Annotated in this window: 16 protein-coding genes; 6 read left to right on the top strand and 10 right to left on the bottom strand. The window is 68.9% G+C overall.

All coding sequences use genetic code 11. The annotated features are described in order from the left end of the window. Positions 1-102 precede the first annotated feature (102 nt). Together D3877_RS16705 and D3877_RS16700 are read left to right on the top strand one after the other, a co-directional pair. The gene (locus D3877_RS16705) at positions 103-603 is read left to right on the top strand and encodes a CarD family transcriptional regulator (protein ID WP_119831846.1); all 501 of its coding nucleotides are present in this window, start codon (positions 103-105) and stop codon (positions 601-603) included. Between the two features lie 171 nt (positions 604-774). Then, on the top strand, positions 775-1,623 hold the full coding sequence (locus D3877_RS16700; protein WP_119831845.1) for a hypothetical protein: 849 nt from the start codon (positions 775-777) through the stop codon (positions 1,621-1,623). Between the two features lie 11 nt (positions 1,624-1,634). On the opposite strand, the gene D3877_RS16695 is transcribed toward D3877_RS16700, so the two are convergent. The 5 genes from D3877_RS16695 to D3877_RS16675 all read right to left on the bottom strand — a co-directional run bounded on the left by D3877_RS16695 (position 1,635) and on the right by D3877_RS16675 (position 6,392). Further along, entirely contained in the window at positions 1,635-2,426 is a 792-nt protein-coding gene (locus D3877_RS16695) for a crotonase/enoyl-CoA hydratase family protein (RefSeq protein WP_119832505.1), read from the bottom strand. 21 nt (positions 2,427-2,447) lie between these two features. Continuing rightward, positions 2,448-3,944: an aldehyde dehydrogenase family protein gene (locus D3877_RS16690; protein WP_119831844.1), complete on the bottom strand. Its 1,497-nt coding sequence runs from the start codon at positions 3,942-3,944 to the stop codon at positions 2,448-2,450. 89 nt (positions 3,945-4,033) lie between these two features. Beyond that, on the bottom strand, positions 4,034-4,933 hold the full coding sequence (locus tag D3877_RS16685; RefSeq protein ID WP_119831843.1) for a DMT family transporter: 900 nt from the start codon (positions 4,931-4,933) through the stop codon (positions 4,034-4,036). Between the two features lie 67 nt (positions 4,934-5,000). Continuing rightward, on the bottom strand, positions 5,001-5,906 hold the full coding sequence (gene gcvA / locus D3877_RS16680) for a transcriptional regulator GcvA (RefSeq protein ID WP_238474929.1): 906 nt from the start codon (positions 5,904-5,906) through the stop codon (positions 5,001-5,003). Between the two features lie 48 nt (positions 5,907-5,954). Beyond that, a complete protein-coding gene (locus tag D3877_RS16675; protein WP_119831842.1) occupies positions 5,955-6,392 on the bottom strand; it encodes a PaaI family thioesterase in 438 nt (145 codons plus the stop codon). A gap of 212 nt (positions 6,393-6,604) precedes the next feature. Here D3877_RS16675 and D3877_RS16670 point away from each other — a divergent pair, with 212 nt between their 5' ends. From D3877_RS16670 to D3877_RS16655, 4 genes are all read left to right on the top strand, one after another. After that, on the top strand, positions 6,605-7,159 hold the full coding sequence (locus tag D3877_RS16670) for a hypothetical protein (protein WP_119831841.1): 555 nt from the start codon (positions 6,605-6,607) through the stop codon (positions 7,157-7,159). Then, positions 7,120-9,771, top strand: coding sequence for a caspase family protein (locus D3877_RS16665; RefSeq protein WP_158599931.1), 2,652 nt, complete (start codon positions 7,120-7,122; stop codon positions 9,769-9,771). Before D3877_RS16670 ends, D3877_RS16665 begins: the two co-directional genes overlap by 40 nt. A gap of 179 nt (positions 9,772-9,950) precedes the next feature. After that, positions 9,951-11,501: a hypothetical protein gene (locus D3877_RS30275; protein WP_199720828.1), complete on the top strand. Its 1,551-nt coding sequence runs from the start codon at positions 9,951-9,953 to the stop codon at positions 11,499-11,501. 142 nt (positions 11,502-11,643) lie between these two features. Further along, positions 11,644-12,720 carry a PA0069 family radical SAM protein gene (locus D3877_RS16655; protein ID WP_119831838.1) on the top strand — a complete coding sequence of 359 codons (1,077 nt, stop codon included), beginning with the start codon at positions 11,644-11,646 and terminating at the stop codon, positions 12,718-12,720. Here D3877_RS16655 and D3877_RS16650 read toward each other — a convergent pair. From D3877_RS16650 to D3877_RS16630, 5 genes are all read right to left on the bottom strand, one after another. Beyond that, entirely contained in the window at positions 12,702-13,580 is an 879-nt protein-coding gene (locus tag D3877_RS16650) for an alpha/beta hydrolase (protein WP_147395210.1), read from the bottom strand. The two genes, D3877_RS16655 and D3877_RS16650, sit on opposite strands and share 19 nt — an antisense overlap. Then, on the bottom strand, positions 13,573-14,274 hold the full coding sequence (locus D3877_RS16645; RefSeq protein ID WP_199720862.1) for an ABC transporter ATP-binding protein: 702 nt from the start codon (positions 14,272-14,274) through the stop codon (positions 13,573-13,575). The genes D3877_RS16650 and D3877_RS16645 overlap by 8 nt, the downstream gene beginning before the upstream one ends. Positions 14,275-14,282: 8 nt before the next feature. Next, entirely contained in the window at positions 14,283-15,059 is a 777-nt protein-coding gene (locus D3877_RS16640) for an ABC transporter ATP-binding protein (protein ID WP_119831835.1), read from the bottom strand. Beyond that, complete coding sequence (locus D3877_RS16635) at positions 15,056-16,069, bottom strand: branched-chain amino acid ABC transporter permease (protein WP_119831834.1); 1,014 nt, start codon at positions 16,067-16,069, stop codon at positions 15,056-15,058. The genes D3877_RS16640 and D3877_RS16635 overlap by 4 nt, the downstream gene beginning before the upstream one ends. Positions 16,070-16,165: 96 nt before the next feature. Next, positions 16,166-16,552, bottom strand: a complete 387-nt coding sequence (locus D3877_RS16630) for a GxxExxY protein (RefSeq protein WP_238474928.1) — start codon at positions 16,550-16,552, stop codon at positions 16,166-16,168. Positions 16,553-16,693: the final 141 nt, after the last annotated feature.

The raw sequence follows: 16,693 nt of genomic DNA, 5'->3' as shown, positions 1-16,693 counted from the left end.
GGATCCCATCCCCACGGCGCCACAACCGTCTCAAGGTCTTTTTTCGTCCCTTCCACCGGGGCGGCAAAATGGCGTGATCGCGAGAAGTGAGAGCCAACCCACATGTTGAACAAGCTTGACTTCGAAGCCGGCGACTTCGTCGTTTATCCGGCTCATGGCGTCGGTCGAGTCGAAGGGATCGAAACCCACAGCATCGCTGGCCTTGAGGTTCAGCTTTACGCGATCACGTTTGAGAAAGAGCGGATGACGCTCAAGGTTCCGGTGCCGAAGGCCCGCAACTCCGGCCTGCGCCGCCTGTCCACCAAGGACCGGATCAAGGTCGCGCTGGAGACTCTGCAAGGCCGTTCGCGCGTCCGCCGCACCATGTGGAGCCGCCGCGCTCAGGAGTATGAGGCCAAGATCAATTCGGGCGATCCGGTCTCCATCGCCGAGGTGGTGCGCGATTTGTACCGTGGCGCCGACCAGTCCGACCAGTCCTACAGCGAACGCCAAATCTATCAGGCCGCGCTGGAGCGTCTGGCCCGCGAATTGGCCGCCGTCGAAATGATCGACGAGACGAAGGCGACCGAGCGTCTGGAATCGGTGTTGTCCAAGGCCGCTTGATCTTAGTTGGTCTTTGCGTCAAATGCGTTGAAAACCGGCGCGGCTCAGCTTGATTGATTGTGTCGCTAAGCCGCGCTTCCGGTTTCTCTTTTCAGCTTTGTTTCTGTCGCGCGACACGCCTACACTCCGCTGCGGAATCTTCCCCGGCAGAGTGTGGGCGTTTGCACAGGCATGGCTGACCAGCAGAAAATTGCCGACACCCGCTTTGCCGTTCTCGGGCGTCCCCGGCACATCTGGGCCATCGGGGCCATCCACGCCCAGCCCGATCATCTGGACGCGATGCACCACGCCATCGCCCAGCGTTTCCGCCCCGGCGACCGGCTGGTCTATCTCGGCAACATGATCGGTCGCGGCGACCGGGTGATCGAAACCATGGACCAGTTGCTGTCCTTTCGTTGCGCTCTGTTGGGCGTGCCGGGCATGCTGGCGTCCGACATCGTCTATCTGCGCGGCGCGCAGGAAGAGATGTGGCAGAAGCTGCTGCAACTCCATTTCGCCCCCGATCCCCGCCATGTGCTCGACTGGATGCTGAAGCAGGGGCTTGGCCCGACGCTGGCCGCCTATGGCGGCACGCCGGAAGCGGGCATGGCCGCCGCGCGCGGCGGCGCGGTGATGCTGGGCCGCTGGACGCGCGAGCTGCGCCAAGCCATGCAGGCCCATCCCGGCCATGACGCCCTGTTCAACGCCCTGCGCCGCGCCGCCTACACCGGCAACGCCGACGGCTCCGACGCGGCGGCGGGCGGCGAGGGCGGCGTGCTGCTGGTCAGCGCCGGTCTTGACCCTACCCGCCCCTTGGGCGAGCAGGGCGACGCCTTTTGGTGGGGCGGCGGCGCGTTTTCCCGACTCGTCAGCCCCTATGGCGCCTTCAACCGGGTGGTGCGCGGCTTTGACCCGGCCCAACAGGGCGTGTCCGCCGGAACGGTCGGAGTCTCGCTGGACGGCGGTTGCGGCTTTGGCGGCCATCTGGTGTGCGCCGGTCTGGATTCCTCCGGCGCGGTGCTGGAGCTGTTTCAGGTCTAAACGCCCCCCGCTCAACGCCCGGTGAAGTGGGCCGGGCGCTTTTCCAAAAAGGCGGAAATCCCCTCGCGGATGTCCTGGGTGGCGGCGACGCGGGCGAACTGGCTGGCCTCGACCGCCAAGCCCTCGTCAATCGACAGATTCAGCCCCCGCGTCGTCGCGGCCAGACAGGCGGCGACGGCCAGCGGCGGCATCGCCGCGATCCGTTCGGCCAGCTCCTGCGCGGCGTCGAGCAACTGGTCGTGCGGCGCCACCCGATTGACCAACCCGGCGGCCAGCGCCTCTTGCGGGCTGACGCTGTCGCCGGTCAGCAGCATGGCCAACGCCCGCTTGCGCCCGATCAGGCGGGGCAGCCGCTGGGTTCCGCCATAGGGCGGCGGGAAGCCCAGCTTGATTTCCGATTTGGCGAACAGCGCCCGCTCGCTGGCGATGGCGAGCGGCACGGCCTCCGTCACCTCGCAACCGCCGCCAAAGGCCAGCCCGTTGACGGCGGCGATGATCGGCTTGGGGAAGGATTCCAGGCGACTGGTCAACCGCTGCCCGCGCCGGACAAACTCCCGCAGCGCGGTTTCCGGCCCGGCCCAGACCGTGGTGGAAAATTCGCGGATGTCGGCCCCGGCGGAAAAGGCGCGCTCCCCGGCTCCGGTCAGGATGACGGCGCGCGCCGACTCGTCGGCCTCGATTCCATCCAGCAGGGCGTGCAACCGCTCGATGGTGGCGAAGTCGATGGCGTTGAGTTTTTCGGGGCGGTTCAGGGTCAGGGTGACGACGGCCCCCTTGCGGGCGCTGAGAACGATGTCGGTCATGATGGTCAATGCTCCGTTGGCTCAGGCCGCGTGGGTCCAGATGGTTTTCAGGCCGCTGTACTTGTCGAGCGCGTGCAGGGAACGGTCGCGGCCATAGCCGGATTGACCGAAACCGCCAAAGGGCGTGGCCATCGCGTGCCGGTCATAGCTGTTGACCCAGACGGTCCCCGCCCGCAGCGCGCCGGTCAGCCGGTTGATTCGCGCCATATCCTGCGTCCACAGCCCCGCCGCCAGCGCGTAAGGGCTGTCGTTCGCCAGTCGCAAGGCCTCGGCCTCGCTGCGGAAGCTGGCGACCGCCAGAACCGGGCCGAAGATCTCCTCACGCCAGACGGCCATCTCCGGCGTCACCCGGTCGAGGATGGTCGGGGCGACGAAGCTGCCCGCGCCGTTGATCCGCACGCCAACCCCGCCCGCCAAAAGATCGGCGCCCTCGGCGAGCGCCCCATCGACCGCGCGCAGGATGGCGGCGGCGTGGGCGGCGTCCACCACCGCGCCGCAACGGGTGTCGGGATCCAGCGGGTCGCCCGGTTGCAGCCGTTCGGCGTGGGCGACGATCCGGGACAACAGCGCCTCGTGGATCTCCTCCTGGACCAGCAGGCGGGATCCGGCGTTGCAGACCTGCCCCTGGTTGAAGAAAATCCCGTCCACCACGCCCTGCGCCGCCAGATCAAGATCGCTGTCGGCGAAGACCAATTGCGCCGATTTGCCGCCGCATTCAGGCCAGACCGGCTTCAGATTGGACGCGGCGGAATAGGCCAGAAAGCGCTTGCCGACCTCGGTCGATCCGGTGAAGGCCAGACAATCGACGTCGCCATGCTCGCCCAACGCCCGCCCGGCGATTTCGCCCAGGCCGGGAACCACGTTCAGCACGCCCGGCGGCAACCCCGCCTCATGGGCCAGCCCGGCGAAGCGCAGAACGCTGAGCGAAGCGCGCTCCGACGGTTTCACCACCACCGAATTGCCGACCGCCAGCGCCGGGGCGATCTTCCAACAGGCCATCAGCAGCGGGAAGTTCCACGGCGTGACGGCGCCGACGACGCCCAGCGGCTCCCGCCGGATCAAGGCCGTGACGGGATCATCCAACGGGGCGATTTCGTCATAGCGCTTGTCGATGGTCTCGGCGTACCACGCGACGCAGTCCGCGGCGAAGGGGATGTCCACGGCGTGGGCGTCGCGCGCCGGCTTGCCCATGTCGAGCGATTCGAGCAGCGCCAATTCCCGGCGGTTCGCCATCATCAACCGCGACAGGTCGAGCAGAACCCGTTTCCGCGTCCGCCGGGGCAACCCGCGCCAACGGCCATCGGCGAAAGCCCGCCGGGCCGCCGCCACCGCCCGGTCCACATCCGTCGCGCCGCAAGCGGCGACCTCAGCGATCACCCGATCCGTCGCCGGGTTGACACAAGGAAAGGTCACGCCGCCCGCCGCTCCACAAAAGGAGCCGTCGATGAAGGCCCGTCCCTCCAAGGTCAGCATGGCGGCAAGATCACGCCAATCCTGCGCCTGCGCGTGTTTTGTCATGCGTCACCTCAAAATTTCTTCTGAGACGACTGTGACAAGGCGGGATCACGCCGACAAACGACAAGCGTTCAACCCCGGTTGAGCCGAAATCACCGATCCGGGCGGCGGGCCAGAAGACCGCCCCACACGATCAAACCCAGCCCCAGCAACGACAGCGGCGTCAGCACGTCGCCGAACAGGACGGCGGCCAGCAACACGCCGAATCCGGTTCCCCAATAACCGATCTGGCTGAACACCACCGGCCCGCCGATCTGTTGCAGGCGGAAATTCAGCACATAGGACAGCGCTGACACGACGATCAAAACCAGCAGCCACGCCAGAAGCGGCGGATCGGCGAAGCGCCACTCCCCCGGAGCGTCAAAGACCGGGGCAAGAGCGGCGACGGCCAGACTTGACGTGAACAGGGTTCCGCAGGAAAAGGCCAAGGCCGAGGACCCAGCGGGCCAATAGGCCGAGCGGATGATGTTTCCCAGCGCCGCGCAGGCGGGAACCGCCAAGCCAATTATCACCCACAGGGGTTGGCCCAAATCAAGATGGGCCAATTCCTGCTGCACCAGCGTGACCATCCCGACAAAGCCGAGCAGGATTCCGGCGAAGCGGCGGAGAAACATCCGCTCCACCCCCAGCCCCGCCGCGAAGCTCATCGTCAGCAAGGGCGACAGCGCGTAAACGGTGGCGGCGTAGGCCGGGCCGACCTTTTGGACCACGAAATGGGACAGCACCGTCGGAATGGCGACGCTGACCACCCCCAGCACGCCATACAGGATCAGCGACCGCCGACCGAGCGGGATCGCCTGCCCGGAGGCCAGCAGCCAGGGCAACAGGCACAGCCCGGCCCCGGCGTTGCCGACGACGCCAAGCTGAAAGGGATGCGCGCCGACGCCAAGCGCCGCCTTCGCCACCATGATCCGGCTGGCGAAGAGGAAGCCGCACAGCGCCAACAACGCAAAGGCCGACGCGGCGACGCCCGCCCATCTCGTCGCGATCATGGTGAAACCCGCGCTTATTGTTTGGAACAACTCCAAAGTGCAAGCTAGAGTCGCTCCCCCGCCGCCGTCAAGACGGGTGAAGGTCCCGCCCATCGTCGGCAAGTTCGCGGCGGATCCAGTCGCGGAAGGCCCGGACGTCGGCGCGCTCCAGCGATTCCGGGGCGCACACCAGCCAGTAAGCGGTTGAGGAGGGGACCGCCGGTCCCAGCACGGCGACCAGCGCGCCGGACTCCAGATCGCTGTCCACCACCGGATGACGGCCCATCGCGACGCCCAGCCCTTCAATCGCGGCGTTTGCGGCGTATTGGATGGTGTCGAACCGCAGGCCGCTCGACACGTCCAGCCCGGCGACTCCGCGCGCGGCGGCCCAATGCGCCCATTCCTGGCTGACCTGGGTGACGTGCAGCAGCGGTTGCCCGGCCAAATCCTCCGGGCGGGCGATGGAGGCCGCCAGCGCCGGGGCGCAGACCGGAATCAGGGATTCCGTCGCCAGATGCAGCGCCTCCAGCCCCGGCCAGGGGCCGGTTCCCATGCGGATGGCCAGATCGACGCCGTCGCGGGGGAAATCGACCGGGCGGCGGCTGGTGTCGAGCGTGATGGCGATCCCCGGATGCCGCGCCTTGAAGCGCCGCAGCCGGGGCATCAGCCAGCGCAGGCCAAAGGTCGGGGCGGCGCTGATCGACAAGGCGCCATGCGCGCGCCGCCCCGGCACCGCCGCCGTCGCCCGCGCCAGCCCGTCGAGCGCCGCGCGCACCTGCGGGGCGTAGGCGACCCCGGCCTCGGTCAGCGCCACGGCGCGCAGGCCCCGGACGAACAGCGGGGTTCCCAACCAATCCTCCAGCGCCTGAACGCTGCGGCTGACCGCGCTGGGGGTCAACAGCAGCTCGTCCGCCGCCTCTTTGAAGCTGAGCAGCCGGGCCGCCGCCTCGAAAACGCGCAGGGTGGACAGGGGCGGCAGCTTGTAGGCCATCATACGGCTCCGGCGTCACGGCGCGGCGGGGAACGGCCCGCCGCGCGAATATCAAGCGGCGTCGGGCATGGTCATCATCGTCGCCACCAACAGCCCGACCGGCTTTTCCACCCCCTTGGCGATGGAAAAGGCCTTGGCGGTGACGACGCTGACGCTTTTGCCCGACCGGACCACCTCGGCCCGCGCGATCAGCGTATCGCCAACCGCCGGGGCGAAGAAATTCTGTTTGTATTCGATGGCCAGAACCGAGGATCCCGGCGGCATCAGCGACAGGGCGGCGTGACCGGCGGCGGAATCCGACAGCGCGGTGACGACCGCGCCGTGCAAAAACCCATGCTGCTGGGCAAAGGCGGCGTGGATCGGCATGGACAACTCGCACTGCCCCGCCGCCAACCCGGTCATCCGGGCGTCGAGGGTGCGCATGAAGGCCTGCGCGTCAAAGCTGGCGTGAACGCGGGCGGTCTGGTCGGCGTCAAGAAGCGTCGGCATGGCGTCTCATCCCCTCTCATGTGGGCGGCGCGGCGGAGCGTCCGCCGTTGGTCCAGCAAAGCCGGGGACCGATCCACGCGGCAACATCGTAAAACTCACCGCCGGGTGAGCGTTTCTCACCCCAGGGGATTCGGCGCGGCCGGGCGCGCTTTGATGCGGCGAAGAATTCCATTACCATTCCCCCATTCGGCGATCTTGGATGGCGGATCATCATGCGGTTCGACTCTGTGTCTTCTGTTTTTCTCGCAGCGCTGGCGGCGGCGGGCGTTCTGGTGGGGGCCGCGTCGGCGGCGAGCGGCGCGACTTGGCCGGACGCGGTGGCCCGGCTGTCGCAGGAGAGGGAGCAGGCGACCGGCTGCGTCCGCCTCATCAAGACGCGCGGCGCGGCGGCGGAACAGGCCAGCGCCAACCAGACCTATGACGAGGCCCGGGCGGAGATCAACGGGACCATCGACGGTCTGGCGACGGCGCTGGAGCTGGACAAAAGGCCCGACACTCTGAGCGACCTGACCGCTCGACTGAAGCGCGTTGAGGCCGGGCGGGCGGCGCTGTGCGAACGGGCGAACGCCTTGCGTCTGGACGGGGCGGGCGAGAGGGGCGGCGGCTGGGAGATTCTCGGCGCCGTGCTGGAGCCGCTGACCGATCTGTTGGTCGAGGTTCTGAATCACACATGGGAGCGCGAGGCCCAACGCCGCGCCACCATCAAAAGCCAGTTGGAGGGAACCAAATGGCCAAGCTTCGCCGCCATCACCCCGGAGAATCGCTGATGCGCGCCCGTTCCGCCCCGACGGCGCTGCGGGCCGCCGCCCTGCTGCTGCTGACCCTGCTGGCCCTGACGCCCGCCCCGGCCCCGGCGGCGGACAGCGCGTCGTCGGCCCCCCCATCGCCGGACGACACGACCGGCCTGTACGACCGCTCGGTGCTGGTCGTCGATCCCGGCAGGCACACCGCGCCGATCCGCCGCGCGTCGGTCGACGCCGCCGGACGCTTCGCCGTGACCGGATCGGAGGACAAGACGCTGCGGGTCTGGTCGCTGGCCGACGGCGCGTTGCAGAAGACCATCCGGGTTCCCGCCGGGCCGGGCAACGTCGGCAAAATCTTCGCGGTGGCGATCAGCCCGGACTGCGCGCTGATCGCGGCGGGGGGCTGGACGGCGGATGAAAGCAAGCCGGAGGGAATCCATCTGTTCGACCGGGCCAGCGGCGCCACGGTCGGGCGGATCGGCGGGTTGTCGAACGTGGTCACTCATCTCGCCTTCTCCCCCGATGGTCGTCGTCTGGCGGCGACGCTGGGCGGGGCGAACGGGGTGCGGCTGTATGACCGGGAGCGGAACTGGGCCGAAACGGCGCGCGACGCTGATTATGGCGGCGACAGCTATGGCGCCGCCTTCAGCCAGGATGGGCGGCTGGCGACCAGCGGCTATGACGGCAAGGTTCGGCTGTACGACGCGGCCCTGCGCCGTCAGGCGGTGTGGGACAGCGGGAGCGGGCAGCGCCCCTTCGGCGTCGCCTTTTCCCCCGACGGGCGACGGCTGGCGGTTGGCTTTACCGATTCGACCCGCGTGGCCCTGCTGGATGGCCGCAGCCTCGCCCCACTGGCCGAACCGGATCGCAGCGGCATCGACAAGGGCAATCTTTTCATAGTCGCATGGTCGGCGGATGGCCGAACCCTGCTGGCGGGGGGGGGCTATCAAAACGGCGCCGGAGTCCCGGTGGTGGCCTGGGCGGACGACGGGCAGGGCAAGCGCCGGATGATCGCGGCGGGGCAAGACACGCTGAGTAGTCTGGCGCCGCTGGCCGATGGCGGGCTGCTGGCGGCGGCGCAGGATCCCTATCTGGCGCGCCTGAGCGCCGAGGGCGCGGCGGTCTGGACGCAGGGGCCGCCGCAGGCTGATTTCTCTGGTCAACGCCGCACCCTGGCCCTGTCGGCGGACGGTCTGCGGGTCGATTTCAGCTATCAAGCGTGGGGCAAGGAACCGGCCCGTTTCGATCTGTCCAGCCTGACTCTGTCCCTTGCCCCCGCCGCCGATGGCGGCGCCAGCGCGCCGAATCAAGACGCCCTGCCGATCACCGACTGGATCAACACCGTCAGCCCCAAGCTTGCCGGAACAGCGCTGCCGTTGAAGCCTTTCGAGAACTCCCACAGTCTGGCCGTGCAGCCGGGGGCGCAACGCTTCGTGCTGGGGACCGACTGGTGGCTCCGCGCCTTCGCGGCGGACGGCGCGCCGCTGTGGCGCCGCCCGGTCCCCGACGTCGTGTGGGCGGTGAACATCAGCGGCGACGGGCGGCTGGTGGTCGCCGCCTATGGCGACGGCACCATCCGCTGGCACCGGATGGAGGATGGGCGGGAGTTGCTGGCCTTCATGCCGCTGGCCAATCCAAAGGCGGTGAACCAAAAGGATTGGGTGGCCTGGACGCCGGAGGGGTTTTACGCCTCCACCCCCGGCGCCCGCAGCGTCCTGCGCTGGCACGTCAACCATGGCTGGAACGCGGCGAAGAGCCTGCCGGTGTCCGCCATCGCCAATTTGCACCGGCCCGACGCCCTGCCGCTGGTGCTGCGGGAAATGGACACCGCCCGCGCCCTGGGGCTGGCCGACATCGCCGCCGCCCGGCGGGAGGTGGAACGGCAAACCGGCGTCGCCCCCGGCGCCCGGCTGCACACGCTGACCGTCGGCATCAACGATTACGGCCCCAAGGCCAGCCATCTGCGCCTGAACTACGCCGCCGCCGACGCCCGCGACGTCGCCAGCGCCCTGACCGGCGACGCGGGCAGCCCGTTCGCCAAGGGCAGCCAACAGGTTTTGTCGGACGAATACGCCAGCAAATCCGACATGCTGCGGGGGTTTGAGACGCTGCGCGGCGCGATGGCCTCCGGCGGCGGCCAGGACGTCGCCGTTCTGCTCTTTTCCGGCCATGGCGCCATGGTGGATGGGGAGTATTACCTGTTGCCGCACGGGGTGGACGCCCGCGACCGCATCGGCGTGAAAAGCACCGGCCTGTCGCTGACCGAGTTGAAGGAGGAGGTGCGAAAGCTGGGCGACCAGGGCCGGGTTCTGTTGCTGCTCGACACCTGCCATTCCGGCGCCGCCACCAGTTCCACGCCCAACGCCGAATTTCTGAGGGGCGCAACCTCGCGGGTCAGCGTCCTCACCTCCTCCAGCGCCGACCAGCCCTCGCGCGAGCGCCCGGAATGGGGGCATGGCGCTTTCAGCAAGGCGTTGCTCGACGCCTTCCACGACGGGGCCGACCGCGACAAAAACGGCATGATCAGCGTGTCGGAACTGGCCGATTACCTGAAACAGCATGTCGCCGCCCTCAGTGGCCAGAAAATCACGCAGGCAATCAGCTTCGACGATGATTTGTTCGCCGCCTTGCGGTGAGCGGATCAAGACGGGGACGCGCGCGCAGTAAAGGCGAAGCCTGCGCGCGCGACCTTCTTTCGCGCGTGCAACAACAGGGTGAAACGCCGCGCGAAAGCCGAAAAGATGCAGGCAGTTTCTTTGACTTGCGTCCATGGCTTGGCTATCCCTGTTGCGGGGATATTCTGGAGGCATGGCTTATGCGACAGTCGATGGCTTTCTGGGGCGCCATGATGATGGCGACCGTTTCGGGGACCGCGCTGGCTCAGCGCGTTGAATCCTTTCCCATTGAAGACGCGAAGGGCTGGACCGGCGTCCGCTCCTTCGACAGCGATGGAAAGCTGGCGCGCTGCGCCGCCTCCCTCACCCCGCCCGGCGGCGGTCTTCTGACCTTGGCGCAGGACCGCGACCGCTCCCTCTTCCTGGCCGTCAACCATCCGAAATGGACGCTGAATTTCGGCGGGACCTCCACCATCCGGGTCGGGGTGGACAAGGGGCGCGGCGCTCCGGAAGCCGTGCCGGTCGTCGCCGGACAGGGCGCCGTCCTCGACATCACCCAGAACCCGACGCTGACCCAGGGCCTGCGCGCGGGCCGCGCCCTGTCGGTGACGGCGGGCGCGATCACCGCCAGCTTCCCGCTGATCGGCGCGACCAAGACCCTGGCCGCCCTGGCCGACTGCGTGGACGCCGCCCTGACCGCCGAAGCGGCGGCGGCGAAAACGCCCGCCCCGGCGGCGGCTGCTCCCGCGCCTGCGCCGGAAGCCCCGGCTGCCGCCCCCGCTCCGGCGGCTCCGGCCCCCGCGCCGACCCCCGCTCCCGAAGCTCCGGCTGCCGTCCCCGCTCCGGTGGCTCCGGCCCCTGCGCCGACCCCCGCCCCCGAGGCTCCGGCTGCCGTCCCCGCTCCGGCGGCCCCGGCCCCTGCGCCGACGCCCGCCCCTGAAGCCCCGGCTGCCGCTCCCGCTCCGGCGGCTCCGGCCCCGGCGCCGACGACCGCCCCTGAAGCCCCGGCTGCCGCTCCCGCTCCGGCGGCTCCGGCCCCGGCGCCGACGACCGCTCCCGAAACTCCGGCTGCCGTCCCCGCTCCGGCGACTCCCGCCCCTGCGCCGACGCCCGCACCCGAAGCTCCGGCTGCCGTCCCCGCTCCGGCGACTCCCGCCCCTGCGCCGACGCCTGCACCCGAAGCTCCGGCTGCCGTCCCCGCTCCGGCGACTCCCGCCCCTGCGCCGACGCCCGCACCCGAAGCTCCGGCTGCCGTCCCCGCTCCGGCGACTCCCGCCCCCGCGCCGACGCCCGCACCCGAAGCTCCGGCTGCCGTCCCCGCTCCGGCGACTCCCGCCCCCGCGCCGACGCCCGCCCCCGAAGCTCCGGCTGCCGTCCCCGCTCCGGCGACTCCCGCCCCTGCGCCGACGCCCGCACCCGAAGCTCCGGCTGCCGTCCCCGCTCCGGTGACTCCGGCCCCAGTGCCGACGCCCGCTCCCGAAGCTCCGGCTGCCGCTCCGGCCCCCGCGCCGACGCCTGCCCCCGAAGCTCCGGCTACCGTCCCCGCTCCGATGGCTCCGGCTCCTGCGCCGACGCCCGCACCCGAAGCTCCGGCTGCCGCTCCCGCGCCGACGCCTGCTCCCGAAGCTCCGGCTGCCGCCCCCGCTCCGGTGACTCCGGCTCCTGCGCCGACGCCCGCCCCCGAAGCTCCGGCTGCCGTCCCCGCTCCGGCGACGCCCGCGCCGGACGCTCCGGCGAAGACGTCGCCCTGACAAAGCATCGCCTTGATCGGTGACGATCAGGAGCGGCGTGGCGCAAGCCCGCCGCTCCTCGTCGTTTGGGCCTCCCGCAAGGATGCTCGTCGGCACAAATGTTCACTTTACGTTCTTATCCACCCGGTCTATCCTGACCGCCATGGACGAGCTTCAGCGGCAGAAGGTGAAGGGGCGCGGGGCGATCAGCAACGCCACCGCCCGCTATGAACGCGAAACCCGCGTGCTGGCCGATGACGGCTGGGGCGAAAACGAGGCGCTGACCGAGACGGTGCGCACCCACGTCGCCCCGGCGTCCGCCCGGACAATCATCAGCCGGAACCAGTCGCCCGACGTGCCGTTCGACCAGTCGATCAACCCCTATCAGGGCTGCGAGCACGCGTGCATTTATTGCTTCGCCCGCCCGACCCACGCCTATCTCGGCCTGTCGCCGGGGCTGGATTTTGAAACGCGGCTGTTCGCCAAACGCAACGCGGCGGAGCTGCTGGTCAAGGAACTCCGCGCCAAATCCTATGTCTGCAAGCCGCTGGCGCTGGGGGCCAACACCGATCCTTACCAGCCGATCGAGCGGACGGAGCGGATCACCCGCAGCATCCTGGAGGTCTGCCGCGACTTCCGCCAGCCGGTCAGCATCATCACCAAATCGGCGTTGGTCGTCCGCGATCTCGACATTCTGGCCCCGATGGCGGAGGACGGCTTGGCCTTCGTCGGCGTCTCCGTCACCACACTGGACCGCGACCTCGCCCGCATCATGGAGCCGCGCGCCAGCACGCCGCCGCGCCGGATCGCCGCGATTCGCGCCCTGAGCGAGGCCGGGGTGCCGGTCGCCGTGCTGGCCAGCCCGATGATTCCGACGCTGAACGACCATGAGTTGGAAGCCATCCTGACGGCGGCGACGGAGGCCGGGGCGAGCATGGCCAACTACATCCTGCTGCGGCTGCCGCTGGAGATCAAAGATCTGTTCGAGGAGTGGCTGCGCGCCCATGTCCCCAACCGGGCTGACCGGGTGATGGCGCTGGTCCGCGACACCCGCGACGGCGCGCTCTACCAATCCGATTTCGGCACGCGGATGAAGGGAAGCGGCGTCTACGCCGAATTGCTGCGCAACCGCTTCCTGCTGGCGCGGAAAAAGCTGGGGCTGGAAGCCCGCCATTTCCGCCTGGACTGCGGGCAGTTCAAACCACCGCCCGCGCCAGGGGATCAGTTGTCGCTGTTGTGAGGGGCCAGTCCGAGAAGCGCCAGCGCCTCGGCGAACAGGGCGCTGGACGGATCGGCCAAACGGTCCACCACGGTGAAATGGTTGGTTCCCGCCTCAGCCAGCGCGCGAACGGCGTGGCCGCGCTTGGCCCAGGCCGCCGCGTAGTCGGCTTGCTGCCGGTGCATGTCGGGGCTTTCGTCGCCGCCCAAGGCCAGCGTCAGCGGCGGGGCCGCGCCGTTGGGAACGCGATTGAGCGGGCTGAGCCGCCGCGCTTGGTCACGGTCCAGCTTCAGCGCCTCGTTGACGCTGAAGGGCAGCATCGCTTCCAGATCGTAAATCCCGCTGAGGCACAGGCCGCCCGCCAGACCATTGTCCGGCTCGGACGCCAGCAGCGCCGTCAGATGGCCGCCCGCCGAATGGCCGGACAGGACGATCCGGCCCAAATCCACCCCATGCGCCGCCCCGTTGGCGGCCAGCCACGCGACGCCGCCCCGGACATGGTCGATCAGCGTGTCGAAACTCACCTCGGGGCAGAGGCCATAACCGACCAGCGCGACCGACGCGCCACGGGCGGTGAAGGGGTCCGCCAGAAAGGAAAACACCTCTTTCGACAGGCCGCGCCAATAGCCGCCATGGATGAAGACCAGCAGCGGCGCTTTGCCGTCCGCCGCGCCGCGCTCCGTCGGAAACAGGTCGATCCGCTGGCGCGGGTGCGGGCCGGTGGGGATGTCCAACAGCGCGCCCGGACGCCGCCGGGTTCGGTCGCTGTCCGTCCGCCAGCGTTCGATGACGCCGACATGCTCGGGAACCATGGCGCGGAAATTGTATTGCCGTTCGATCTCGGCGGCGTCCATGCCGCGATAGCTCAGCGTGTCAGACACCAAGATAACGCTCCTTCAGGCTGGGATCGGCGAGCAGCGCGGCGGAATCGCCGCTCCAGGCCAGACGGCCCTTTTCAATGACGTGGTGGCGGTCGGCCAGACGGGCCAGCGCGGCGACGGTCTTGTCCACCACCAAAATCGCTTGGCCCTCCGCCTTCAGTTGGGCAAGGCAGGCCCAAATCTCGGCGCGGACCAGCGGGGCCAGCCCCTCCGTCGCCTCATCGAGAATCAGCAGGGTCGGGTTGGTCATCAGCGCCCGGCCGATGGCCAGCATCTGCTGCTCGCCACCCGACAGGTTGCGGGCCAGATTCCCGGCGCGTTCGGCCAGACGCGGGAACAGGGCGTGCACCCGCTCGATGGTCCAGGGGTTGGCGCGCTTGTGGCGGTTGGCGGCGGTGGCGATCAAATTTTCCCGCACGGTCAGCGTCGGGAAGACCTGCCGCCCCTCCGGCACCAGGGCGATTCCCGCCCGCGCGATGCGGTGCGGCGGCTGGCCCGACAGCTCCCGCCCCTGGAAACGCAGGCTGCCGCCGGTGGGGGGCGTCAGACCCAGGATGGCGCGGATCGTCGTCGTCTTGCCCATGCCGTTGCGGCCCATCAGGGTGACGACCTCCCCCGCCCCGACCGTCAGGGACAGGCCGAACAGAACCTGGCTCTGGCCATAGGCGGCGGTCAGGCCATCAACGCGCAGCAGGGGTTCCATCAGACCGCCTCCCCCTCTTCGCCCAAATAGGCCTCGCGGACGGCGGCGTCGGCGCGGATGGCGGCGGGGCTGCCGCTGGCCAGCGCCGCCCCGCGCACCAGAACGGTGATGCGGTCGGCCAGCGCGAACACCGCGTCCATGTCATGCTCCACCAGCAGGATGGTGACGCCGCCCTTCAATTCGGCCAGCAGTTCGACCATGCGGGCGGATTCCTCCGGCCCCATGCCCGCCATCGGCTCGTCCAGCAGCAGCAGCTTCGGCCCGGTCGCCAGCGCCATCGCCAACTCCAACTGGCGCTTTTCGCCATGGGCCAGGGCCGAGGCCGGGACGTCGGCACGCGCGCCCAGCCCCACCCGTTCCAGCACCGCGCGGGCCGGGTCGCTCAAGCGCCGGTCGCGCGCCGCGTCGCGCCAGAAACGGAAGCTGTGCCCGGCGTGCGCCTGCACCGCCAGCGCCACATTGTCGAGCGCGGAAAAGCTGGGAAAGACCGAGGTGATCTGAAAGCTCCGCGCCAACCCGCGCCGCGACCGCTGGTCCACCGGCAACGCGGTGACGTCGCGCCCGTCGAACAGGATGCGGCCCGCATCGGGCGTCAACTCGCCGGACAACTGGCCGATCAGCGTGGTTTTCCCAGCGCCGTTCGGACCGATCAGCGCGTGCAACTCCCCCACCGCGACGCTGAGCGACAGATGATCCGTCGCCGCCAGCCCGCCAAAGCGTTTGACCAGGGCGCGGGTTTCCAGCATCGGCGCGGCAGACGTTGACGTCCCGGTCATGGCCGGTTCCCCCCGGTGACGAGGCCCCACAGCCCCTTGCGGGCGAACAGAACCAGCCCCAGCAGGATCGGCCCCAGCACGATCTTCCAATGCTCGCCCAACCCGGCGTGAACCAGATTCATCGCCTCAGGCACGAACTCCTCCAGCAGCAGCAGGGCGGCGGCCCCCAGAACCGGGCCGATCAAGGTGCCGATGCCGCCCAAAACCACCATGACGATCAGATCGCCCGACCGGCTCCAATGCAGATATTGCGGGCCGACGAACAGGGTGGCGTTGGCCAGCAGCGCCCCGGCCAGCCCGGCCAGCGCCCCGGCGATGACGAAGGCCGTCAGCTTGTAGCGGGTGACGGGGTAGCCCAACGCCCGCATCCGCCGCTCATTGTCCTTGGCCCCCCGAATGACCCGGCCAAAGCGCGAGTTCACCAGCCGCCAACAGACCAGCAGAGCCGCGACCAGCAGGCCAAGCGACACGTAATAAAAGGTGGCGTGGTCGGCGATGTTGGGACCGCCGGGGAAGCTCGTCCGGCTCCACAACGCGACGCCGTCGTCGCCGCCATAGGCCTTCAACCCGGTCATCAGGTAAAAGAGCATCTGCGCGAAGGCGAGCGTAATCATGATGAAGGGCACGCCGCTGGTGCGCAGCGAGATCGCCCCGATGGGCAACGCCGCCAGCCCCCCGGCCAGCATGGCGAGCGGCCAGACGATGTAACCGTTCGTCGTCCCCGGCCACCCGAACAGCGTCGATCCGTCGGCCTGATGGGCGAAGAGAATGCCGACGACATAGCCGCCAATTCCGACAAAGGCGGCGTGCCCGAAACTGACCATCCCGCCAAACCCAAGGATCAGATCCAGGCTGACCGCCGCCAGCGCGAACACCAAAATCCGCGCCCCCAACCGCAAATAAAACGGCTCCCCCGCCCAGACGGCGACGGTGGGCAGGGCCAACGCGGCGATCAACAGAAGGGCGAGAGCGACACGAGGCGCGAGGGGGGAGCGGATCAGGGGGGGCATGGACGCTTGCGGCGGAAGGGCGGGGAGGACGGGGATTTTTGACACAGATGAACACAGATAAACACCGATGAACGCGGAGGAGCGGCGGCTTTTCCGTTACAGCGTCACCCGTTTGAAACCCAACCGGGAAGAGCCGAAATTCAGGATCAACCCGGTGTTCAGGCCACTCGCGCGCAGATAGTTCAAGGTTTGCCCGACGTGAGCCGAGACGATGGCGTCCACCGCCTTGATTTCGACGATGAGGCCGTCGGCGACAATCATGTCGGCCACATAGCGCCCGACAGAGGCGCCTTTGTAGTCGATCTTGAATTCAACCTCTTCGCGCACCGGCACGCCACGGCTGCGCAACTCGTGCGTCAACGCTTTGCGGTAAACCACCTCCAGAAAACCCCGGCCCATGATGTTGGCGACCTCAAACGCGGCGCCAATGACCGCTTGGGTCAGCGGATCTCTACCAACTGCGCTTTCCGCATTCATGGTCATCGGTGTTCACCATCAGAACGATCATGGCAGCCACCTTGCCGCGAGAAAATGGCGGGTGCGACTATATTTTTTGACACAGATGAACACAGATGGACACCGATGAACATGGATGCGGAAAGCCTTGTTGGGCGCGTTCCGCTG

It is taken from the genome of Azospirillum cavernae (assembly GCF_003590795.1).
GTDB lineage: Bacteria > Pseudomonadota > Alphaproteobacteria > Azospirillales > Azospirillaceae > Azospirillum > Azospirillum cavernae.
This window is presented reverse-complemented; position numbering and strand designations above follow the sequence as displayed.